This is a genomic window from Novosphingobium humi (assembly GCF_028607105.1).
In the GTDB taxonomy this organism is placed as follows: Bacteria; Pseudomonadota; Alphaproteobacteria; order Sphingomonadales; family Sphingomonadaceae; genus Novosphingobium; species Novosphingobium humi.
The window spans coordinates 71,135-92,895 of record NZ_CP117418.1; the positions used below are offsets into that span (position 1 = coordinate 71,135).

Below are 21,761 nucleotides of genomic sequence, written 5' to 3' on the forward strand. Positions count from 1 at the left end.
AGAAAGCCCGGCCCGGCGATGGCCCGCTCGGCCCGCTGCCGCAAAATTTCCCCGCATAGGCATGGGATCAACCATGCCAGGGGAGTGAAGCGAGTATGAGGAATTTCCACCGGTTTTACGCGGGCGCGGCGCTGCTGGCGCTGGGCATCGGCGGCGCGGCGCAGGCGCAGCAGGCGCCCGCCACCACCGACAATGCCGACATCACCGTGACCGCCACCCGCACCGCCTCGACGGTGCAAAAGGTCGCCGTGGCGGTGACGGCGCTGGGCGCGGACACGATCGTCAAGCAGGGCATCACCAACGTCAAGGACATCAGCCAGATTGCCCCCAATGTTCAGATCCGCACCGTTTCTGGCGGCTCGGCGGGGATCACGCCCTATATCCGCGGCGGCGGGGTGACGGACGGCGCGAATGTCACGTCGGAACCCGAAGTCGGCATCTATATCGACGATGTCTATCAACCGCGCGCGGCGGCTTCCTTCATCGACCTGCTGGATATCGAACGGATCGAGGTGCTGCGCGGGCCGCAGGGTACGCTTTATGGCCGCAATTCCAGCGCGGGCGCGCTCAAGATCGTCAGCCGCACACCGGGCGCCACGCCGGGGCTGAAGCTGGAATTCGGCACGGGCAGCTGGGACGGGCGCAGCATCAAACTGGTGGGCAACACGCCGCTGTCGTCTGATGGCGCATGGCGCGCGGGGATCTCGGCGCTCTATCGCGGCCAGGACGGCGGGCGCCAGTACAATGCCACGCTGGGCAAGAAGGTGGGCGCGGAGAATTATTACGGCGTAAAGGGCGATCTGGCCTATGTCGGCGCGGGCCTGACCGCTCGCCTGTCGGGCTATTATTCTACGCTGGATGGCGACGGGCTTTACCCTTCCGCGCTCTCGCCCACCTATGCGGGCAATGACTATCTGGCGGTCGCGCCGACAAGCGGTTCGTATCAGACCGTGCTCAGCCCCTCGAAGAGCTTTACCAAGGTGGTGCAATATGGCGCCAATCTCAACATCGAGGCCGATGTGGGCAGCGCCAAGCTGACATCGATCACGGGCTGGAGCCATCTGCGCGACAATTGGGCGCAGGATTTTTCGGGCGGCGTGGCATGGTCGGCGCTGGGCGTGCCGCTGGCGGGCTATACGTCGCTGTTTGACCGCACCTCCTCGCTGCATGACACATCCTTCAGCCAGGAATTGCAGCTTCACGGCGATGTGCTGGGCGGCAAGGTCAGCTATGTCGGCGGGCTTTATTTCTTCCGCGAAACGGGCGCGCAGACGATGCTCTCCAGCATCTTCTTCACGCCCTCGACCACGGTCTTCAACATCGAGACCAATTCCTATGCCGCCTTTGGCCAGATCGGCATCCATTTCACGCCCGAACTGACGCTCTCGCTGGGCGGGCGCTATACGCAGGATGACAAAACGCTCAATGCCGTGATCAGCGGCACCGCCGTCAACCGCAAGGACAGTTGGGGCACCTTCCTGCCCAAAGCGGCGCTGGAATATCAGATCACCCCGCGCGTGATGGCCTATGCCAGCTTCTCCGAAGGCTTCAAGGCGGGCGGCTACAATGGTCTGGCCAGCGATGCGGTGGCGCTCAATTCGCCCTTTGCCCCGCAAAAGATGAAGGCCTACGAACTGGGTCTGAAAACCGAGTTTCTTGACCGCAAGGGCAAGCTCAACATCTCGGCCTTCTTCAACGATTATTCCAGCCTGCAACAGCAGGGCGTGACCGGCACCGGCGCCTTCATCACCCAGAATTACGCCGCCGACCACAAGGGCATCGAGGCCGAATTCTCGCTTCGGCCGATCACCGGTCTGACGCTTTGGGCCAATGGCACGTATAATGACGGCAAGTACAAGGCATCGGCCGCCACGGTTGCGGGCGTTGCCTCCTATGTCGGCAATGCGATGACCAATGTGTTCAAATATCAGGCTTCCTTCGGCGCGGATGCCGCCGTGCCCGCCCATGGCGGCGAGGTGACCATGGGCATCAACACCACGGCGCGTTCGGATTATTATTCGACGCCCGACAATCTCTACATCGGCCATGTGCCCTCGACCACGATTGCCAATGCCTATCTGGGTTTTGGCAAGGACAACTGGTCGCTGCGCGCCAATGTCAAGAACCTGACCAACCAGATCGTGTGGACCACCGGCTTCGGCTTCTCGGTGGTGCGCCCGCGTTACATGAGCGATCCGCGCACGTGGCAGCTGACGTTCACCTATAAGATGTAAAATACCGGCGGGCGGCGTCATGGCGCCGCCTGCCGTGCAATGGAGAAAGAGGGATGAAGGTTTCGCGTTTCATGGTTCTGGCCGCGATGGCCATGGGGCTGGCAACTTCGGGCGGCGCGCAGGCGCAGGGCGCCAATCCGGCGGTGCGGGGCAAGCTGCTTTTCCTGCAATGCGGGGCCTGCCACGCGGTGGTGCCGGGCGCCCCGGCCAAGGTGGGGCCGAACCTGTCGGGCGTGTTCGGGCGCAAGGCGGGCGCGATGGCCGGTTTCAAATATTCGCCCGCGCTGGCCAAGGCCGGGCTGACCTGGGATGAGGGCAATCTGGACAAGTGGCTGACCTCGCCCGCCAAGCTGGTGCCGGGCACGATCATGCTCTTCCCCGGTCTGCCCAAGCCGGAGGACCGCAAAGCGGTGATCGCCTATCTCAAGACGGTGAAGTGATGGACGGGGGGCTTTCGCGTCCGGGATTGTCCCGGCGGGCGCTGATCGGTTCGGCGGCGGCCTTGGGGGCGGGGGCGGCGCTGCCCGCATGGGCGGCGACGGCCCCCTGTGTCTTCGACATAGAGGCCGCAGGCGGGCGCAAGGTGTCCATCACCCAATGGCGCCCGGCCCATCCGGTGGGCACGATCCTGTTCAGCCATGGCGCGGGTTCCTCGCCGCGTTTCTATGAGGCGATGATCGGCCCGATGGTCGCGGCGGGCTGGCATGTGCTGGCCCCGCTGCATGTGGATTCGCGCGAGCATCCCGACACCGCCAAATTTGCCGGGCTGGCCAGTTGGCGCGCGCGGCTGGAGGATTTCGCGGCGCTGAGCGCGCATATCGGACATCGGCCCTATGTGGCGGTGGGCCATTCCTATGGCGGGCTGACAGCGCTGGTGCTGGGTGGTTCGCAAAGCGTCGCGCCGGCCGGATGGGGCGGGCCGCAGAGCGACGGCAAGGCCAAGGCGGTCATCGCCTTTTCCCCGCCCGCCGCGATCCCCGTGCTGATCACGCGCGAGGGCTATGGCAAGCTCTCGGTGCCTGCGCTGGTCCAGACCGGCACGCTCGATCTGGTGCCGGGGATGACGGCCACTGATCCCGATGGCTGGAAGGTCCATCTCGACGCCTATGAGGCCGCCGCGCCGGGGGGGCATCGCTATGGCCTCGTGCTGTCGGATGTCAGCCATTATTTCGGCGGCCTGATCTGTGATTATGCGCAGAAAGGGCCGCCTGCGGTGCAGGGGCTCAAGGATGCGAACCGGATCGCGGGTCTGTTCCTGGGCGCCTATGGGCGGGGGGATGCGAAGGCGCTTGCCGCGCTGGACCGGGCTGTCTCGCCCGATCTGCCTGTACGCCTGATGAAAAAATAAGCGCCGCAGGTTTGGGCCTGCGACGCTGCATTTTATACCCAAGAAAAAGGTGCGAGGGCCAAATCTCCTCGCACCCTTTTTCTTACTGCTCGGCAATTTCCTCGATCACCTTGGCAAACCCGGCCTCGGTTTCGGCATCGCGGGCTTCCTGCGCATCCTTGCGGGCCAGATAGAACAGGCGGCCAAGGAAATCCTGACGCCGCGCCTCGCGCTCTTCCAGCGCCTCCTGATCCAGCACCAGCGCCTCAATTCCCGCGGCAAGGTCGATGCCCTGCGCCTTGGCGGCGCGCTCGGCGCTGTCCAGCCGGTCGCGCAGGGTCGAAATCTCGCTGGCCAGCACCATGATCATCGACATGGCGGTGTCCAGCCCGTCGGTGTCATAGAATTGCGGGCGCTTGCCCTTGGCGTCGCGGATGACGTGGGGGCGTTCGATAGTGTCGGTCATCGTCAATCCTCTCAGGCGGCCAGAGCGGCCACATCGGCCTTGCGGGCAATCAGCACTTCCCAGCCGCCGCCGGGGGCAAATTCGCCGGCGGTAAATTCGCGCTCGGCCACGTCTTCGGCGGCCTGCTGGCTGTAGCCGTCGGCGGCGGCGGCAAATTCCATCACGGCCATGGGCGCGGTGTCGAATTTGACGGCGGCGCGGTCGAACCCGACCTTTTCGGCCAGGGCGATCTGATCCATGTCACGCATCGCGCCCCAGAAGGGCTCGTTATTGTACCAGGTCTCGTTGTCGAGGATGAACTGGGTGAACGGGTCCATCAGGTCGAAGGGCGGCAGGTCGGCGTGGATCATCATGCCGCCCGGCGCCAGCACGCGGTGCGCCTCGGCAAACACGCGGGGCATGGCCTTGCCGCTGGTTTCATGCAGCAGGATATGGCTGACCACGAGGTCGAAATAGCCGTCCTCAAAGGTGGTTTCCTCCGCATTCATCGCGGCGAAATTCACCTCAAGCCCCATCCCGGCGGCGCGGGCATGGGCATAGCGCACGCAAGGGACGCCAACGTCGATGCCCCAGACCTCGGCCTCGGGGAAATATTCTTTATAGGGCAGGGTCGAGTGGCCCACCGTGCAGCCCATGTCGAGAATACGGCGCGGTTTGAAATCGGGCATGTGGCGGCGCAGATAGTTGCACACGCTGCGGCCCATGTCGTCATTGTCCGGGCCGGTATAGCCCATCGCATAGAGGAACACGCCGCGATCATAAAGCGCGCCGGCGGCCACGTCGTCCTTGGCCACTTCGCTGCAATAGCCGCCCGGCATGCAGTGGATGTCAAAGGCCGTGACATAGCGCGGCGGCACGAAACCTTCGGGAATGCGCAATTCGGCCTTGGTGTCGGCCGAGAGTTCACGGGCGCGCTCGATCAGTTCGGGCAACTGACGGTCGACCGAGACATTGACCGATTCCCACAGCAATTCCTGCGCGATGCGGTTGGTGGCGGCATAATGTTGAAAATACGCGTCTTTCACCATGCCGTTGCGGATGTCGCGGCGGTTCTGCGGCTTGCGGCCATGCTCTTTTTCAAAGGCCTGCGAAACGCGCGTGTTGTAAACCGGCGTCAGGCCGGGGAGCAGGGTGCTCTGGACAAAGCCCTTGAGGCTCTTGGCAAATTCCTGCCGCGCGGCTTCATCGGCCGTCGCGGTGGGGAGCATCTTGTGGCTCGCTTGCTGAAACGTGTTGAGCATCTCGACTCCATCGGAAAGAGGCACCGGGGGATTGTGGATCTGGGACCAGAAATGAGTGCCTAAGAAATGGGTGGTTGCGGGCCGGATGGCAAGGCGGAGCGCCATGCGCTATCCGTCTGGTGGACAGCGTCGGCCTGCCGCCGTGTGGCGGGCGCGGGAATACGGAAAACTGCGCCGCAGATTATCCCCGCTTGGGCGTATCAGGAGTCGGATGAAGATGGATGAGATGAAGGTAAGTCGGCGCGGCGCGCTGGGCATCGCAGGGGCTGCGGCCGGCGCGGCGCTGGTTCCCGCCGCCGCCGAGGCTGCGGCCAATAAGGCCGCGCCCAAGGGCAAGCCGCCGATCGATTTCGTGACCAAGATCGACTTCAAGGACCCCAAGTGGACCCGCGACACCTATGCCCGTCTGGATGGTGACATCGCGCCGGGCAAGGAGAAGGTGGGCTGGCTGCGCGGCAAGATCTTTGGCGTGCGCGACAATGAGCCGGTGCGGCCTCTGTTGAATGTTGAGGGTTTTTCGGTGGTGCGCATCAACCGCCTGCCTGATGGTTCGTGGCGCCGCCTGCTGCGTGAAATCGTGTTCTACCGCGATCTGGCCACCAACAAGATCCTGACCGAATGGGACAACCCCTATACCGGCGAGCGGGTGAAGGTGGTGCCGATCGCCAATGATCCCTTCAACTTCACCATCGCCGACACCGTGCCTGAATTCCCCAGCTATGGCGGTATTCAGACCATGAAGCGCGAACCCAAGCCTTTCCTTCAGGATTGGCAGTTTGCCCCCGATGGCAAGATGGTGCTCAACACCGGCGTTGACATGATCTATCCCAACGCCTTGCAGCCCGACAAGTGGCCGCGTGAAAGCTCGGGTGTGATGAACCGCGTGTCGGAACAGTTTATCTATGTCTGCGACCGCGCGGACGTGGAAAATCCTTATGTCACCCACATTCCGCACACTGGCTCGTGGAGCCGCATCACGCCTTGGCTGCCGTGGATGCTGATGGGCCAGGCGCCGGGTCACATGAACTATTTCACCCATTTCTCGACCAGCCCGAAGGGCATTGCCGGTCTGCCCGCCGATCTGGTGGCCGCCGCACGCGCCATGGGTGAAAAATGGCTGCATGCGCCCGAAACGGATTACGGCCCGTCGCTCTCCAGCCTTGAGAACTATGCCCGCGAGCAGAAGCCCGCGCCGGTTCCCGCCGGTTGGAGCCCGCCCCAGCCCCCCGCGCCGCGCAATCCCTTTGCCAAGTAAGGGCTGAACAAAAAAGGGGGCGGGAAGGATCAACCTTCCCGCCCCCTTTTTTCATGGCCGCCGGATCAGAAACCCAGCGCGCCGGGGTTCATCACGCCCTTGGGATCAAGCTGATCCTTGAGCGCGCGCACCAGAACACTGGCCTGCGGCTTGAGGCGCGAGACATAGGGATAGGCGCGGCCGATCTGGAAATGGCCAGAGCCATACTCCTGCATCAGCGCGACAATCGCTTCCTTCAGCTCATTGGCATAGGCCTTGGCCTCAGGATTCGCCGGATAGTCCTTCAAGCCCGCGATCCAATCCGGCCCCAGCGTTTCAAGGTGATAGGGCGTGCGCGCATCGGGCCAGTAAAGCGCGATTTCATACAGGAAACCGGAGGAATTGACCGGCGATGCCATCGTCCCGGTCCAGATCCCCAGCCGGTCCATATCCGCCTTTCGCGCGGCCAGCAGAGCCTTGAAGGCGCTGTGGAACGGCACGGTCTTTTCATGGGTCAGCACGCCGTGGATCGGCACCCAGCGTTCGCCATCGGGGCCAAGGATATTGCCCAGCGGCGCAAAGGGCATGGTGCGGACAAAGGCGGGAATGGTGTTGGCAATCTCGCGCCCATCGTCGCCGATGATCCGGCGCAGGCGGTCGGCTTTGTGCGCGGCATCGGCCGGGTCAAAACCCTCGACGATGAAATGGCACATATACTGGCCCGAACGCATCGGGTCCTCGCCCGCCAGCGCCATTTTCAGGACCTGCGCCAGACCCTTGAGCTTGTTGGGCGCCTTGCTCAGCACGCTCCATGCGATCTGCATCCGTGCGCCCGCGCTTTGCTGGCGCCCGATCTGGCCCTGCGAGAGGGCAAGGTCGATCATGAAATGGCTGTCGTCGATCCGGGCGATCTGGGCGCGGCGGACGGCGGCGTGATAGGCCTCGAAACTGTCAAAGGCAAAGGACAGCGCCTCGGCATGGGGCAGGGCGGCGATCAGCGGCAGGCGAATGCGCGCCTTGACCCCCAGCGTGCCGCAATCGCCGGTGAACAGGCCGGTGATGTCGGGGCCATAGAAACGCATCGCTTCGGCCGCATTGGTGGTCAGCAATTCGCCATTGGCCAGCACCACGTCCAGCCCCAGCACGCTTTGCGCCGAAATGCCGTGGGCGGCGGTGCCGTGGCTGACGCTGTTCTGGCTGACCGATCCGCCAACGGTGGCGGCTATCCCTGAAAACGGCCCCCAGAACGGCGTGCGCAGCCCGCGCGCATCCAGAGCGGCCTTGAGATTGGCCCATGTCACGCCTGCCTCGACCGTCACAATGGCGTTGCGCTCGTCGATCTCCATCGCGGTCAGCGCGCCGGTGTCGATCAGCACATGGCCGCCCGCCGGAAACAGATAGCCATCGGTATAGGAGGCCCCGCCCCCGCGCGGCACGATCGCCACGCCCGCCTCGGCGCAGAGCCGCACGGCGGTCTGCAACGCCGCCACGCTGGCCGGGCGAAGGATGCACAAAGGCGCGCCGCCTGTGCGGTAAACGTCATTGGCAACATAGGCGAGGCGAGCGGCATCATCCACCACCGCCCCGGCGCCCAACGCCTCAACCAGGCGCGCTTTCAGCGTGTCATCCTGCATTACTGCGCTCATCGGTCCGGGCCTTTCATCTGTCGGGGGCATATTTGAGCCTCTATCGCTGACGCAAGCAAGAGGGGCGGGCGAGGCATGGGGGTGATTTATCCGGTCTGCGGGCAAATCGGGCGAGGGGCGGTCGAGGGGGCGGCATCGCATGCATCCTCGCGCCAAAGCCGCAGATCACACGCGGCGGGAGAAAGAGTCGCCCATGGGAGCATCCGCCGCATCCGGCTGGAACCGTATCGCCCGCGCCCTGCATTGGGGCACGGCGCTGGCCGTGCTGGTCGAGGTTCCGGCCGGTTTCATCATGAGCTGGACCTATGCCGCCCGCGATGCCGCAGGCAAGGCAAACCATATCCTGTCGAGCCAGATCCACCATACGCTGGGCATGTTGCTGCTGATCGCGGTGGTGTTCCGCATCGTCTGGCGATTGACCCATGACCGCCCGTCGCCGCCTGCCACCTCCACCCGGTTTGAGGTGGTGCTGGCCGCAGCAGTTCAGGGGATGTTCTATCTGCTGCTGCTGGCGCTGCCGCTTTCGGGCTGGGCGGCGCTCTCCTCAATGGCGGCGGGGGCGGGCTATCCGGCGCCGGAAATGTGGTTCTTTGGCACGGACGGGTTTGGGCCGAACGGGTTTATTCCGCATATCGTGCCGCCAGTGGCATGGAATGCGCCGGTCCTGTTCAAATATGGCTTCTTCGCCCGCGTCCATATCTGGGGCCTGTGGCTGGGCGGGGGTGTGCTGGCGCTGCATATGGCCGGCGCGCTCAAACAGCATTTCATCGCGCGCAGCGATGTGCTGATCCGCATGTGGCGGGGGCAGGCATGAGCGAGATCATCACCCTGATCCCCCAACGGGCCACGGCCGAGGCGCTGGCCCCCTTTGGCGCGATCATCGGCGCGGCCAGCGGGGCCAAGAGCGTGGCGGTGGATTTCTACAAGGGCGCGGTGCGGATGAGCTATCCGGCCCCGTTTGAATGCGACCATCCGGTTGAGATCACCCTTGCCGACATGGACCCGCGTCCGGGCGAGGTGCGCTATATGGAGCGCCATGCCCAGCATACGCAGGCTTTCATCCCGCTGGGCGGCAAGCCTTTCGTGGCGGTGATGGCTCCGCCCTGCGAGGGTGATCTGCCCGACCTGTCGGCGGTGCGCGCCTTCTATTTCGACGGCAGCGCAGGCTTTGCCATGCATCGCGGCACCTGGCACGAATTCCCCTTCGCCGTGTTGCCCGATACGCAGATCGCGGTCTTGCTTTCCAGCCAGACGGGGTACGATCTGAAAGCCAAGGACGCGGTGACCGAGGAGGCGCATGGGCCCGACCTCGACAAGAAAGATATCCGCGCCCGCACCGGGCGTCTGTTTCGATTCAGTTTGGAGCAAGATCTTGGTTGAACGCAAAAACCTGGACCGGACGGCCCGTTCCAAAGGCAGCCAGCCCGTCGTGCTGGAAAGCGCGACTCAGGATGCGCTGGCGGGCATGGTGCTGGCGCTGCTGGGCGAGGTGATGGTGCTCAAGGACCGGCTGGATGCCAATGAGCGGCTGCTCAAAGCCGCCGGGCTGCATGGGCCGGAGGATATCGACGCCTATCACCCCGATGCCGAGGCCCGCGCCTGGCGCGGCGCCTATCGGCAGAAAGCCTATGAGCGCGTGCTGGGCGTGGCGCGCGACCGCCTCATGCCCGATGCGCTGGCCGAACAGAACGCCTATGAAAACGAAGTGGCACGCGTTGCCGCCGAAGCCAACTGAGGAGGTTGCCCCATGGCCGTTTCCACCCAATCCGCACGTCCCGAGCCCGCCCATTTCGGCCATGCCGTGATGCCGCAGGCCACCCATGACGAACAGGCGCTGGAGGATCACTTCCTCGCCATGCGTATGTGGACCAACCAGCAGATGGACCCGCTCGACCGGCGCCTGCTGGACGAGGTGATCGTGCCCGAAGTGACGGCCAAAACCGGCAAGGCCCCCACCCGCAGCGCCGATGTGCGCCATGCGCTGGAAAACCATCCGCTGCACCAATATTGGCTGACGCTCTCGCTGTTTTATCAGGACCGCATCTGGCAGGCGCTCGACGGCGCGATTGACCGGCAATATGACGAACTGGCGGGCAAGGTGGCCGAGCAGACCGCCGCGCCCAAGGGCTCGCTGCGGCTGAACCCCGATCTGGTCATGCCGCGCTATATCAGCTCGATCGACCATCACCGCATGGCGGGCGGCTATATCACCGACACGTCGGATGAGGATTTCCGCGCGGGCGCGCTCTATGATCGTTTCGCCTCGACCTATCTGCGCAATCTGAACGGCGGGTGGAAGAATGACGGGCGCGGCCATACGCTGGCCAGCCATGTTCAGGGCTTCTTTCCCGATTTCAAGCCCAGGCGGATACTCGATCTGGGCTGTGCGGTGGGCCATTCGACCGTCGCCATCGCGCAGGCTTTCCCCGATGCCGAGGTCCATGCGCTGGACGTTGGCGCGCCGATGCTGCGCTATGGCCATGCGCGCGCCGAAAGCATGGGTGTGGCCATCCATTTCAGCCAGCAGGACGCCGAACATACCGATTTTGCGGATGGCAGCTTCGATCTGGTCTGCTCCTCGGCCATGCTGCACGAAACCTCGGCCAAGGGGATGCGCCAGATCTTTAAAGAAAGCCACCGCCTGCTGCGTTCGGGCGGGATCATGTGCCATGTCGATGTGCCCCCGCGCCACGAACATCTGAGCCTGTGGGACCAGATGCGCTGTGATTTTGAATCGCACTACAACAACGAACCCTTCATGACCTCGCTGGCCCGCACGGACTGGGTCAAGGTGGCCACCGAGGCCGGTTTCGCGGCGGAAAAGGTGGCCGTGGGCTATCGCAAGGGCAGCCAGTTCCTCAATCCGAACACCGAGGATTTCTTTACCCAAGGCCACCCCGAAGGGCGCACCCTGATGGGCAGCTGGTATGCCTGCACGGCGGTCAAGGACTGATCCTGTCCGCCAGTCGGGGAGAGTTTCAAGAGCAGGACCGGCCGCTGTTTTGCCCTGCATGATCCGGGCGGGACGGCGGCTGTTCTGTCCGGGCAAGGGGTGTGGAATGCGTAAAGCGATTGTCGGAATGTTGCTTGCCTTGACGAGTTTGGGGGCGATGTCGGGGCCGGTGCGGGCGCAGGATGGGGCGGCCGCCGTGGCCGCCAAGGCGCCGCCTGTGCCCGACTACGCCATGCGCGCCAATTGGTCGGTCTTTGCCTCCAGGGGCTGGGCCTCGGCCCTTCCGGCGGGGGCGGCCAAACCGGCCCGCGCGCCCAAGGTGGCGGTCTTCTTCCTCCATCCCACCACGCTGCGCAGCGAGACGGGCGAGCTGAACCAAAACCCCGCCGACGCCAAGGCCGCAAAATGGACCGACGAGAGCAGCATCGCCCGTCAGGCCAGCGTCTTTGCCGCCTGCTGTGATGTCTATGCCCCGCGCTATCGCGCCGCCACCTATAACAGTTTCGCCAGCAGCCCGGTCCGCGAGGCGGCTTTTGCGCTGGCCTATGGCGATGTCGAGCGTGCCTTTGACGCCTTTCTCAAACAGATCGGCGACCGCCCTTTCATCATCGCGGGCCATTCGCAGGGCGCGTTTCATGCCGCCACTCTGCTTGAGCGGCGGATCGATGGGGCGGCGCTGCAAAAGCGGATGGTGGCGGCCTATATCATCGGCATCAATCTGGCGCAGGGCGATTTCGGCAAGAGGTTCAAAAGCGTGATGCCCTGCGCCGCGCCGGACCAGACCGGATGCGTGGTGCAATGGAACGCCTATCTGGACGGGGCGAGTGATGTGGCGAAAATGGCGGGCTACTCGCAATCGACCTATGTGCAGAAATATGGCGATGATGCGGGCAAGGTCACGCTTTGCATCAATCCATTGACCTTTGACGTCAGGCTGAAGGAGGCCCCCTCGGCCGCCGCCAAGGGCGCGGTGCCGGGCAGCCCCGGTTTCGGCCCGATGCAGCCGCTGAGAGCGGGGGCCGTTTCGGCGCGTTGCGTTTCCGGCCTGCTGCTCGTCCGGCCCGACAAGGCGTTGGGGCTGGAGCCTTTGGCGGGCGGGGTGATGCATTATCACGATCTGGGCCTGTTTTGGGCCGACACCAGCGCCAATGCCGTGCTGCGCGCTCACACCTATCTGGTGCACGGCAAGTGAGGCTCGGGCGCTGGGCGGGGGGCGCGCTGATCGCGGCGGTCCTGGGCGTGGGGGCCTATGTGGGCGCGGCGCGGGCCGGATGGCTGCGTCCGGACGAAGCCGACATGCGCGCGCGCTATGCCATGCCCGCTTCGCGCTTTATTGCGTTGGGCGCGCAGGCGCTGCATGTGGTGGATGAAGGCCCGCGCCGCGCCGATGTGCCGGTGGTCATGCTGGTGCATGGCTCCTTTGCCTCGCTGCATATGTGGGATGGCTGGGCCGCAGGGTTGAAGGACCGCTATCGTGTGATCCGTTTCGACCGCCCCGGCATGGGCCTTTCCGGGCCGCAGCCGCAGGGAATGTACGATGGCGATGCCGAGGCGGCGTTGATCGGGGCACTGGCGCGGCAGATGAATCTGCCGCCTTTCGTGCTGGTGGGCACCAGCAGCGCGGGCGAGGGCGTGGCCCATTATGCTGCGCAGTATCCGCAGGCGCTGCGCGGTCTGGTGCTGGCCAATATCGCCGCCGGGCCGCTCAAACCGGCGCCGCATTTCACGCCATGGTTCAAGGCGGTGCTGGCCTTTGACGGTCTGCTGGGCGGGCATCACATACCGGCGATGTGGGGCGGGATCTTGCGGATGAATTATGCCGAACCGACCCGCGTGTCGCCCGAACTGGTGCTTGAATGGACCCAGCTCAACAATCGTGCGCAGGGCTGGCCCCATCATTTCGGCAAGGCGCCGCCTTTTTCCGGCACGCCCGCCGATCTGGCAGCGATCACCACGCCCACGCTGGTGCTGTGGTCGGATCGCGATCCCGAAGTGCCGCTGGCCAAGGATGGGCGGCAAACGCTGGAAAGGCTGGGGGCAAGGGACAAGTCGCTGTCTGTGGTTAAGGATTGCGGCCATATGATGCCGTTGGAGTGCTCGCAGGCATCCTTGGTGCCCATGCAGGCGTTTTTGAGCCGGATTTCGCGCTAAACAGCCCCGTCAACTACAGAATCCTGCGTATTTCGCGCTGGACGCGCCGTGCCTAGCACGCTTTTGTGACTGTTTGGTCGAGCCGATGCATCCGACAGGCGAATAGGCCGCATTTCCTGCGCCACGCGGGGCAGGGGCAAGGCACTCTCTGCTTAGCCGAAAGGGATAAGCGGAATCGGCCAGATAGGGGAGTTAAAGTAAAACGGCCCGTTTTGGGGCCGTGGCGTTTTGCGCGGCGCGTAATTCGTCACATTCCCTGCTGGATGGATGGCACCAATTGGCGCCGCGTGAGCAACAGGCGGATAGAAATTCATAAGAACAGATAGCAGCGGGAACGAGATTAAATTCTGGATCGGCTTTTGCCGACATAACAATTATCCAGTGAGGGAAATATGGAAACTCGCTTTTTGAAAGCCTCTGTGGCGACAACGACTTCGGCTCTTGCGCTTTTTGTGGCACTTGGGGTTGCCACGCCGGCGCTGGCCGCCGAACCGGCCGCTGCCGCGCCCGTCGAGGATGCAGGCACCATCACCGTCACCGCGCGTAAACGCAGCGAGGACATTCTCAAGGTTCCGGTGACGGTCACCGCGCTGACGGCCGAAACGCTGGCGCAAAAGGGCGTCGTGTCGATCACCTCGCTGGCCAATTCGACGCCGGGCATCAACATCAACGACAACTCGTCGGGCCATGCTGACCGTTCGTTCCAGCAGATCGTGATCCGCGGTTTCACGCCCTCGACCACGCTGGCCACGACGACCTCGATGTTTGTCGATGGTGTGGCGGTTGCCTCGCCCTCGGCCATCATGTCGATTTCCGATCCCAAGCAGGTCGAAGTCGTCAAGGGTCCGCAGAGCGCCTATTACGGCCGCAACACCTTTGCCGGCGCGATCAACATTTCCACCAAGGACCCGACCGGCGAATGGCACGGCAGCCTGCTGGGCATGGTTGGCACGCGCAACAACTATCGTCTGCAGGGCGCGATCGAAGGGCCGATCTTTGGCGATGTCCTGACGTTCCGCGTCACCGGCGAGCGCTGGGCCAAGAACGGTTCGTGGGTCAATGGCGCCGCCGGCGGCGGCACTCTGGGCGACCAGAAGAGCACGACCGGCACCGCAACCCTGCTCTTCAAGCCCGCGCCCAACTTCACCATGAAGCTGTTCGGCATGATGATGGAAGACCGCGACGGCCCTGCTGCGCAGGCTCGCCTCTATGCCTATGACATCAAGGGCAGCAATGGCTCTGTCATCGCCCCCAGCCAGGCGAATTGCTCGTTCCAGGGCAATACGGTCGGCGTTCAGGGCCAGGGCAAGTCTGTTACCAATCCCTATATCTGCGGTATTACACCCAATCTGGCCTATCCGGTTTCGGCCAACGTGACCGCCAATGACGCCATCCGTTCGTGGCTGGCTGGCGGCACCAACCGCGTTGTCAGCCCCAAGGAAGGCGTTGATGGCTATGGCCTGCGCCGTATCAGCCACCACGCGCACACGACCGCCGAATGGGTGATCAATCCGAACATCACGGCCACCGTGCTGGCCGGTTACAACCGCGAAGTCTGGACGACCCTGATCGACCTGGACGGTCTGGACACCAGCGCCATCGCGTCGTCCACCAACCCCAAGGGCTATTGGGACTATCCGTTCCTGATCGAACGCAAGACCAATGACTGGTCGATGGAAGGCCGCCTGAACTACAAGTTCGGCAGGCTGCGCGGCGTTGTCGGCACCTCCTTCCTCAAGGCCCAGCAATATCAGGGCCTTGGTGGCGGTTTTGGTCCGCTGACTTCCTCGCTTCTCTCGCCGGGCGGCAAGTCGGAAAGCCGCACCACGGGCATGTTCTTTGGCGCCACCTATGAAGCGACCGACAAACTGTCGGCCAGCGTCGAAGGCCGCTATCAGATCGACTGGCTTGGCGCTTTTGCCCGTCCGTCGGGTCAGACCATTCAGGCCGGTTATCTTGGCCCCAACGCCACGACCTTTGCCGGTGGCGCGCTCATCACCCATGCCAAGTATAACAATTTCACCCCGCGTGTGATTGTGAACTATCAGTTCAACCCCAGCTTCATGGCCTATGCCTCGTGGGCCAAGGGCGTGAACCCGGCGCAGTTCAACACCGGCATTCTCTCGTCGACGACGGTTGTACAGAATGCGGCTATCGCTGCGGGCGGACAGCTTTCGATCAAGCCGGAAAAGGTGACCAATTACGAATTGGGCATCAAGGGCAAGCTGCTGGACGGTCGCCTGCGTTACACCGCGGCTGCCTATTATGCCCAGTGGAAGGATCAGATCAACGCGATCTCGATCATCATCAACGATCCGACCTCGGCCACCGGCACCAGCTTCCAGCAGGTGTCGTCGAACACCGGCAATGTCGACCTTTACGGCGTTGAGGGTGATTTCTCGTTCAAGGTCAATGACCTGATCACTCTTGACGGCGCCGGCGCGATCAATGCTTCGGACATCAAGCAGTTCGTCAGCACCACGCTCAGCCAATTGACGGGTATGTACAACTTCTCCGGCAAGGAGATGAAGAACACCTCGAAATATTCGGCCAACATGGGCATCCTGCTCCATGGTGACCTCGGCTCGGTGGCCGATGCCAAGTGGTTTACCCGCTTCGACTGGAGCTATAAGTCGGGCATGTGGTCGAACGAGGCCAACATCCTGCGCACGCCTGACCGTCACATCTTCAACCTGCGCGGCGGCGTGTCGAAGGGCAATGTTTCGGTCGATGTGTTCGTGAACAATCTGTTCAACAACCACACCTACACCTCGATTGGCGACAACTATGCCATCGACAACACTTTCGCCCATTTCGGCTTCTATTCGGCGGCCGTGGTCGGCCTGCCCGAACTGCGCACCTTCGGTCTGCAGCTCAAGGTCAAGATGTAATGGCCGGACGGGGCGGCGGCGCAATCCGCCGCCCCGGACACCGGATGGTTTCAGGCTGGCTCCGCGCAGGTGGGGCCGGCCTTTTTTGTGAGAGGAGCAGCAGATGACAGCCTATATCTGGGCCACGGTGAAAAGCGGCGAGCCCGAACAGTTCATGGCCTATGCCAAGGCGGCGGCGCAGGTCGCGGCGGGCTTTGGCGGGGAATATATCGTGCGCGGGATGATCGAGGATGTGTTTGAGGGCAATTGCGAGGATGCGGGCCGCGCCGTGCTGATCCGCTTTCCCGATGCCGATGCGGCGCGCGCCTATATGGCCAGCGATGGCTACAAGGCGGCCAAGGCGCTGCGCGAAGGCGCGGGTGGTTCGGTCAATTCGCGCCTTGTGGTGGCGCCATGACGGGGGCGTCGCGGCGCGCCGTGCTGGGCGGGGCCTTGGGGGCGGGCGGGTTGATGCTGGCTGCGCCTGCCTCGGCGGCGGCGCGGCTGGATCTGGCGATGCCTGCTGATCGGCTCAAGGCCTTCGTCAAGATGCGCGGCAGTCTGGACGACCGGCTGGTCGCGAGCTGGGTCTCGGCCCGTTATTACGGCATTACCGGGGATGAGATGCGGCCGCTGTTCAATGTGCGCTCGGCGGTCTTTGCGCGCCATCGCCCGGCGGCCGGTGGCGGCTATGAGGCCGTCAATGCCGAGATTGCCTGGTTCACCGATCCCGATACAGGCGAAGTGCTGACCCAATGGCGCAATCCCTATACGGGGCGCGATGTGAAAGTGCCGATGGGCGGCTATGCGCCGTCCAAGGTGTTCATCCGCCCCAATCTGGACTTTGCGCTGGCAAATCCGATACCGGGGCTGGAGATCAACCACGAGGTGCTGCCCTTTGAGGTGCGGGGCGATGATCTCTATATCACCGAACGTTCGCGCACGGCGATGCATTTTGCACCCGGCGCGAAGCCCTTCCGCTATTCGGAGAGCAACACGTTCCATGCGCGGCTCTCCGATGTCCTGTCCGGGGCGCCCCATGTGCCCAGCGATGTCAGCTTCACCAATGTGTGCAGTTGGCGGCCATGGATGGAGATGGGCGATACGCCGGGCCATATGTCGGCCATCGGCATCGGCAAGCAGGGCGCGGCGATGGACAGCATCCCGGCGGAATGGCAGGCCGCAACCCGTCGCTTCCGGCCCGAAGTGCTGAAGGACCCCGCAGCGCTGCTCACGCCGCTCTGGAACAAAAGCTAATCAGACACCCAGCAGGGCGGCGGTTTCGTCGCCCTGTTTTGCCGCGCGGTGCATGGCGATGCGGCCCATGTTGAACAGCCCCGCCGCCACGATCACCGCAGGCCCCGCCACCAGCGCAATCGCCCAGCCCACCTTGGCCGGATCATGCATCACCGCGCCATTGACGCTGGCCACCAGCAAAGGCCCGCTGGCCGCGCCCAACAAGGTGTTGAGCACCAAGGTCAGCGCAATGGAGGTGCCGCGCATCCGCGCCGGAACAATCGCCTGCAAGGTGGCGAACATCAACGTGCCGCAGACCGCATAGATGGCATTGCCCGTGGCCACGACAAAGGCCGCCACCTTGGCATCGCCCGCCAGCACCGCCAGCGTCGAGGGCAGCGCCAGCAGCGGCATGAAGGAGAGCAGGCGGAAGCGCAGCAGAGGTTTGCCCGCCTTCATCGAGCGATCCAGCAGCCACCCGCCCACCAGCGGCCCCGTGGCCGAAAAGAGCATCGAGAGCGGCCCCAGCCAGGCGCCGACAAATTGCGGTGAAACGCCAAAGCCGCGCATCAGCATCGTGGGCTGCCACGCAGCGCCGCCATAGGCGGCGATAAAACACACGCCAAAGCCCAGATAGAGCGGCCCCAGCACCGAACGATTGCGCCAGAACCATGCCGCGCTCTCACCGATGCCGGGATGGGCGGCCAAGGGCGATTGCCCGCGCCGCGCCGGTTCGCGCGTGGTCATCATGCCCAGCACGACGACGAGGCCCAGCGAGCCCGACATGACGAAAACCGTCCGCCATGGCGCAAGACCGGCCAGCACAGGCCATGTTGCAAAGGCCCCCTTGGCCGCTGCACCCAGCACGATGCCGGTAAAGGCAATGCCCAGCCCCTGCGCCAGCGACTGGCCCATCATATAGATGCTGATCGGCCGGCCGCGTTTGTCGGGCGGAAAGAGGTCGGAAATCAGCGAGATCGCGCAGGGCCCCAGCGCCGCCTCGCCCAGACCCACCAGCAGGCGGGCGGCAAACAATTGCCCGAAACCCGCCGCCAGCCCGCTGCCGATGGTGGCCAGCGACCAGAGCGCGATGCCCCCGGTCAACAGGTCGCGGCGCGACACGCGGTCGGCCGCAATCCCCATCGGCATGCCCATAAAGGCATAGAACAGACCGAAGGCCAGCCCCTGCAGCAATCCGATCGCGCCATCGCCGATGCCCAGGTCATGGCGCACCGGATCGACCACCATGTTCAGGATCGCCCGGTCGATGACCGAACAGATCCCGGCAAGGAACAGCAGCGCGACCATCCACCATGCGGTGGCGGCGCGGGGCCAGCTTTCGGCCGGGGCCCGCATCAGAGCAGGCCGCAGGCGCGGGCGCGCGTCTTGATGTAATCGCCCAGCCAGTCGAGGTTGCGGAAGCGCAAAGTGCCGCGCCCGACCGCCGTGCTGGAATGGGCCATGCCCGCCACCAGACGCAGCGCCTTGCCCATCAGGAACAGTTCCTTGTTGGCGATTTCCTCGGCGGTGAAGGGGCGCACCGACTGATAGCCGTCCTCAAACGCCGTGCCATAGCTTTCCGAAAAGCCGTAGAACAGATTGCCCCAGACGAAGTTCTGCACGTCCTGCATCAGGAAATCCTCGCCCGCCGCGTCGAAATCGAGCAGGGTGATCCGGCCCGTCTCATCGACATGGACGTTGGAGGGGTGAAAATCGCGATGGCAGACGCCCAGCGGCACGCCGGCGGCGGCCAGTTCATCAAGGCGCTGGTTCGTGTTGGCCGCAATGATCGGATAGTCGCGCAGGTCATCGGGGCGATCATACACAAAGTCGATCAGCGCGGGCATGCAGATATTGTAATCCTTGGCCGTCTCGGTGGTGAACTTGTGGTCCTTGCCCGCCCATTCATAGCCCAAAAGATGCATGTTGGCGAAAGCCGCGCCAATCTTGAACGAGGTTTCCTCGGAAAGCATGTCGCCGAATTTGCGGCCCGGCGCCCAGTCATACATGGCAATTGCGCGCGCGCCTTCCGGGGTCGCGGCCTTCCAGTACAGCGTGCCGTCATGCTGGGGCACGGCGACGCTGGCGGGGAAGGCCTTATCCTTGAGGAAGGCGAGGAAATCGAGCTCATAGGCGACATCATCGACATCGCGATAGGTCTTGCGCCACACGCGCAGGGCGTATTTCGTCTTCTCGTCCTGAACCAGATAGACATCGTTCATGCCGCGATAGAGCAGCCACACGTCCAGCTTGCCCACCACCGGATAGCGCGCCTTGACCTCGCGCGCGATGAAATCGGGGTGGAGCACCGAATGCGAAATGTCGGCAATCGGCAGGCCGGATTCAACCAAGGAAGAGACGTAGTTCACGGGCAAGTACCTCTGGAGCAATATCGAAAATGTCGCGATCCAATTGGGGCAGATCGCGGATGGAAATATCCGGTATCAAGGCCGCCGCCGCCAGCGCAGGCTTGCGCAGGGCTTCATGCGGTTGCAGCAAAAGCACCGGACAGGTGATCTGGCCAAGGCGGGTATAGTCATAGGACCATACGCCGCGATAGGCCCATGTGAAGCGGTCAAGGATATAGGCCTTGTCCGCAAAATGACGGATCGCGCGCGACAATGGCTGGGCCGGATCGCGCGCCTTGACCACATAGGCCCACAGGCGGGTGAGCAGGTCGAGGATGACCGCGCCATCCTCGTCGGGCACGGGAAATTCCTCGGCCTCGCGCAATTTGGCGGCGCGGATCTCGGCGGGATACATGGGAATGCCGGTCAGCCCCATCCGCTGCACCTGAACGGGCAGCGCCAGCGCCAGTTCCACCGCCAGCAACGATCCGGTGTGATAGCCGTAAAGGTCAATCGGCCCATCCACCCCCAGCGCGGCCAGACCATCGGCAAAGGCAGCCGCATAGGCGCTCAGGCCCGGCGGGGCGGGCGGCGCATCGCTCATGCCATGGCCGGGCGTGTCAAAGGCGATCACGCGGCGGTCCTGCGCCATCTGCTCGATCAGCGGCTCATATTCCCAGCCCGACGAGGGGTTCTGATGCAGCATTACCAGCGGCGGATGCGCGCCATCCACGCCCGCCTGCCGGTAATGCAGTTGGCCATAGCGACAGGTGGTATAGGCGCGCGACAGGGTCATGATCGGATCGGGGGTGTCCGTATAGTTATCGTCTCAGCATGATCCCGCGCGGATTGTGCAACAGGGTGTCACAGCGGACTCTCCGCTGGGCGGAGATTTGGGCTATCGGTACGCGGCATTGCGGACGGGCGCGCCATCCTGATGGCTTGCCGCAACAGGAGAATGGCAGATGGAGAACCCGCTGGGTTTGGCATTGGTGGGATGCGGGCGGATTTCGGGCGCGCATCTGGGCGCGGTCGGGCAACTGGCGGATCGGGTCCGTCTGGTCGCCGCCGTGGACCGCGATCTGGCCGCAGCGCAGGCGGCGGCCGGACCTTTTGGCGCCGTGGCGACCGATGATCTGGCGCAGGTGCTGGCCATACCTGAGGTTGAGGCGGTGCTGATCGCCAGCCCCAATGATCTGCATGCCGATCAGGCGATGGCGGCCATTGCGGCGGGCAAACATGTGCTGGTAGAAAAGCCATTGGCGCCCACCGGCAAGGAGGCCCTCGCTCTGGCGCAGGCCGCAGCGGACAAGGGCGTGGTGCTGGCCGCCGGGCATACCTATCGTCAGGGTCCGGCGTTCCATTACCTGCTCGACCACTGGCAGGATTTCGGCAAGCTGATGGCGGTGGAGGTCACCTCCTGTGTGCGCTGGAACGGCCCGCAGGCGCCATGGTGGGCCACGCGCAAGCCCGAGGAAGGGCTGATCCTCTCGCTCTTTGCGCCCCATTCGCTCGATTTCGTGCAGATGTGCATGGGCGCGGACGATCCCATCCGCGTCCATGCCGAGGCCGCCCGCCTGCAGACCGGGTGGCAGGGCGAGGATCAGGCGATGATCCTGCTCGCCTATCCGGGGCGGCGCATGGCCAGCGTCCATATCAGCTATAACCAGCCCAGCATCATAGACCGCAAGGTCCTGCATTTCAGCAAGGGCGTGGTGGAAATCGAGGATGGTGAATTCCTGCGTTTCAACCGCGAATTGCTGGTGGAACCCGCGCCCGGCGTGGTGCGCGATGCGCGCGTGATGGGCGGGCGCGATCTGGCCCATTATTTCCGCATCCAGATGGAGGAATTCGTCGCCGCCGCGCGCGGGCGGCCCAATCGCAGCGTGAACGGCTTTGACGCGGCGCGCACCATTGCGCTGATCGACCGCATTCTGGCCGAGGCGCGGCGCAATGCCACCGATGCCATCGATCCGCCGCCCCCGCCCGAAATCGCGCTGGATATCACCGCGCAAGTCAAGGCCGATGCCTTCAGCACCCGCAAGGAGGCCTGAG

General features: G+C 64.0%; 20 protein-coding genes. 14 read left to right on the forward strand and 6 right to left on the reverse strand.

The window, feature by feature from the left end; translation table 11 throughout:
- The first annotated feature begins 95 nt into the window (after positions 1-95).
- The 3 genes from PQ457_RS16440 to PQ457_RS16450 are packed head-to-tail and all read left to right on the forward strand — an operon-like array spanning position 96 to position 3,582.
- Entirely contained in the window at positions 96-2,234 is a 2,139-nt protein-coding gene (locus PQ457_RS16440) for a TonB-dependent receptor (RefSeq protein WP_273619924.1), read from the forward strand.
- 53 nt (positions 2,235-2,287) lie between these two features.
- Positions 2,288-2,674: a c-type cytochrome gene (locus tag PQ457_RS16445; RefSeq protein WP_273619925.1), complete on the forward strand. Its 387-nt coding sequence runs from the start codon at positions 2,288-2,290 to the stop codon at positions 2,672-2,674.
- Positions 2,674-3,582 (forward strand): alpha/beta fold hydrolase, encoded by a 909-nt coding sequence (locus PQ457_RS16450; RefSeq protein ID WP_273619926.1) that lies wholly within the window; start codon positions 2,674-2,676, stop codon positions 3,580-3,582. Before PQ457_RS16445 ends, PQ457_RS16450 begins: the two co-directional genes overlap by 1 nt.
- Before the next feature lie 82 nt (positions 3,583-3,664).
- On the opposite strand, the gene PQ457_RS16455 is transcribed toward PQ457_RS16450, so the two are convergent.
- Both PQ457_RS16455 and PQ457_RS16460 read right to left on the reverse strand, forming a co-directional pair.
- Positions 3,665-4,027: a hypothetical protein gene (locus PQ457_RS16455; RefSeq protein WP_273619927.1), complete on the reverse strand. Its 363-nt coding sequence runs from the start codon at positions 4,025-4,027 to the stop codon at positions 3,665-3,667.
- An 11-nt stretch (positions 4,028-4,038) separates the two neighbouring features.
- Positions 4,039-5,268, reverse strand: a complete 1,230-nt coding sequence (locus tag PQ457_RS16460) for a methyltransferase domain-containing protein (protein ID WP_273619928.1) — start codon at positions 5,266-5,268, stop codon at positions 4,039-4,041.
- A gap of 217 nt (positions 5,269-5,485) precedes the next feature.
- Here PQ457_RS16460 and PQ457_RS16465 point away from each other — a divergent pair, with 217 nt between their 5' ends.
- Positions 5,486-6,523 carry a DUF1838 family protein gene (locus tag PQ457_RS16465; RefSeq protein ID WP_273619929.1) on the forward strand — a complete coding sequence of 346 codons (1,038 nt, stop codon included), beginning with the start codon at positions 5,486-5,488 and terminating at the stop codon, positions 6,521-6,523.
- A 65-nt stretch (positions 6,524-6,588) separates the two neighbouring features.
- On the opposite strand, the gene PQ457_RS16470 is transcribed toward PQ457_RS16465, so the two are convergent.
- Entirely contained in the window at positions 6,589-8,148 is a 1,560-nt protein-coding gene (locus PQ457_RS16470; RefSeq protein WP_273619930.1) for an FAD-binding oxidoreductase, read from the reverse strand.
- Between the two features lie 193 nt (positions 8,149-8,341).
- Between PQ457_RS16470 and PQ457_RS16475 the strand changes: the two genes are divergently transcribed.
- The 9 genes from PQ457_RS16475 to PQ457_RS16515 all read left to right on the forward strand — a co-directional run bounded on the left by PQ457_RS16475 (position 8,342) and on the right by PQ457_RS16515 (position 17,379).
- Positions 8,342-8,962, forward strand: coding sequence for a cytochrome b (locus PQ457_RS16475; RefSeq protein ID WP_273619931.1), 621 nt, complete (start codon positions 8,342-8,344; stop codon positions 8,960-8,962).
- Entirely contained in the window at positions 8,959-9,528 is a 570-nt protein-coding gene (locus PQ457_RS16480) for an ureidoglycolate lyase (protein ID WP_273619932.1), read from the forward strand. Before PQ457_RS16475 ends, PQ457_RS16480 begins: the two co-directional genes overlap by 4 nt.
- Positions 9,521-9,883: a hypothetical protein gene (locus tag PQ457_RS16485; protein ID WP_273619933.1), complete on the forward strand. Its 363-nt coding sequence runs from the start codon at positions 9,521-9,523 to the stop codon at positions 9,881-9,883. Before PQ457_RS16480 ends, PQ457_RS16485 begins: the two co-directional genes overlap by 8 nt.
- Before the next feature lie 12 nt (positions 9,884-9,895).
- Positions 9,896-11,101 carry a class I SAM-dependent methyltransferase gene (locus tag PQ457_RS16490; protein WP_273619934.1) on the forward strand — a complete coding sequence of 402 codons (1,206 nt, stop codon included), beginning with the start codon at positions 9,896-9,898 and terminating at the stop codon, positions 11,099-11,101.
- Between the two features lie 127 nt (positions 11,102-11,228).
- Positions 11,229-12,293: a DUF3089 domain-containing protein gene (locus PQ457_RS16495; RefSeq protein ID WP_273619935.1), complete on the forward strand. Its 1,065-nt coding sequence runs from the start codon at positions 11,229-11,231 to the stop codon at positions 12,291-12,293.
- A complete protein-coding gene (locus PQ457_RS16500) occupies positions 12,290-13,252 on the forward strand; it encodes an alpha/beta fold hydrolase (protein ID WP_273619936.1) in 963 nt (320 codons plus the stop codon). The genes PQ457_RS16495 and PQ457_RS16500 overlap by 4 nt, the downstream gene beginning before the upstream one ends.
- Before the next feature lie 452 nt (positions 13,253-13,704).
- A complete protein-coding gene (locus tag PQ457_RS16505; protein ID WP_273619937.1) occupies positions 13,705-16,143 on the forward strand; it encodes a TonB-dependent receptor in 2,439 nt (812 codons plus the stop codon).
- Positions 16,144-16,246: 103 nt separating this feature from the next.
- Positions 16,247-16,540, forward strand: coding sequence for a DUF1330 domain-containing protein (locus tag PQ457_RS16510; protein WP_273619938.1), 294 nt, complete (start codon positions 16,247-16,249; stop codon positions 16,538-16,540).
- Complete coding sequence (locus PQ457_RS16515; RefSeq protein WP_273619939.1) at positions 16,537-17,379, forward strand: DUF1838 family protein; 843 nt, start codon at positions 16,537-16,539, stop codon at positions 17,377-17,379. The genes PQ457_RS16510 and PQ457_RS16515 overlap by 4 nt, the downstream gene beginning before the upstream one ends.
- Here the strand turns inward: PQ457_RS16515 and PQ457_RS16520 are convergent, their stop codons facing one another.
- From PQ457_RS16520 to PQ457_RS16530, 3 genes are read right to left on the reverse strand one after another with little or no spacing between them, the layout of a single operon-like run.
- The gene (locus tag PQ457_RS16520) at positions 17,380-18,714 is read right to left on the reverse strand and encodes an MFS transporter (RefSeq protein ID WP_273619940.1); all 1,335 of its coding nucleotides are present in this window, start codon (positions 18,712-18,714) and stop codon (positions 17,380-17,382) included. It lies immediately after the preceding gene.
- Positions 18,714-19,727, reverse strand: a complete 1,014-nt coding sequence (locus tag PQ457_RS16525; protein WP_273619941.1) for a phosphotransferase — start codon at positions 19,725-19,727, stop codon at positions 18,714-18,716. The genes PQ457_RS16520 and PQ457_RS16525 overlap by 1 nt, the downstream gene beginning before the upstream one ends.
- Positions 19,702-20,502 carry an alpha/beta fold hydrolase gene (locus PQ457_RS16530; RefSeq protein WP_273619942.1) on the reverse strand — a complete coding sequence of 267 codons (801 nt, stop codon included), beginning with the start codon at positions 20,500-20,502 and terminating at the stop codon, positions 19,702-19,704. Before PQ457_RS16530 ends, PQ457_RS16525 begins: the two co-directional genes overlap by 26 nt.
- 169 nt (positions 20,503-20,671) lie before the next feature.
- On the opposite strand from PQ457_RS16530, the gene PQ457_RS16535 reads away from it, so the two are divergent.
- Entirely contained in the window at positions 20,672-21,760 is a 1,089-nt protein-coding gene (locus PQ457_RS16535) for a Gfo/Idh/MocA family protein (RefSeq protein ID WP_273619943.1), read from the forward strand.
- Position 21,761 lies beyond the last annotated feature (1 nt).